Genomic DNA, 968 nt, shown 5'->3' with positions numbered 1-968 from the left:
AGGGCGTCATCGACGCGGTCCTTCTTTTCCTTGACTTCGATCTCGGTCGCACCGCCGACGCGGATGACGGCAACGCCGCCCGCCAGCTTGGCGAGACGTTCCTGCAGCTTCTCCTTGTCGTAGTCCGAGGTGGTCTCCTCGATCTGCTGCTTGATCTGGGCGACGCGGCCCTGGATCTCGGCCTTCTTGCCGGCGCCGTCGACGATGGTGGTGTTCTCCTTGGAGATCGACACCTTCTTGGCGCGGCCGAGCATGTTGAGGCCGACATTCTCGAGCTTGATGCCGAGGTCTTCGGAAATGACCTGGCCACCGGTGAGGATGGCGATGTCTTCCAGCATGGCCTTGCGGCGATCACCGAAGCCCGGCGCCTTGACGGCGGCGATCTTCAGGCCGCCACGCAGCTTGTTGACGACCAGCGTGGCCAGAGCCTCGCCTTCGACGTCTTCCGAGATGATGACCAGCGGCTTCGAGGTCTGCACGACAGCCTCGAGGATTGGCAGCATGGCCTGCAGGTTGGAGAGCTTCTTCTCGTGGAGAAGGATGTAGGCGTCTTCCAGATCCGCAACCATCTTGTCGGCGTTGGTGACGAAGTAGGGCGAGAGATAGCCGCGGTCGAACTGCATGCCTTCGACGACTTCGAGTTCGGTCTCGGCGGTCTTGGCTTCCTCGACCGTGATGACGCCCTCATTGCCGACCTTCTGCATCGCTTCGGCGATCATCGAGCCGACCGAGGCATCGCCATTGCCGGCGATGGTGCCGACCTGGGCAACCTCTTCCGAGGTCTTGATCTTCTTGGCGTTCTTGATCAGCGTCGAGACGACGTCGCCGACAGCGAGGTCGATGCCGCGCTTCAGGTCCATCGGGTTCATGCCGGCGGCAACCGCCTTGTGGCCTTCCTGGACGATCGACTGCGCCAGAACGGTCGCGGTCGTGGTGCCGTCGCCGGCGATGTCGTTGGTCTTCGAAGC

1 protein-coding gene is annotated in these 968 nt (G+C 62.7%); it reads right to left on the bottom strand.

The window, feature by feature from the left end; translation table 11 throughout:
• Positions 1-968 (bottom strand): chaperonin GroEL (gene groEL, locus AC0L25_RS32405; protein WP_473599181.1); only part of this gene is annotated, 968 nt, incomplete at both ends.

It is taken from the genome of Mesorhizobium sp. WSM4813 (assembly GCF_055811555.1).
Note: the sequence above shows the minus strand (reverse complement) of the source record. Positions and strands in the feature narration are given on the sequence as shown.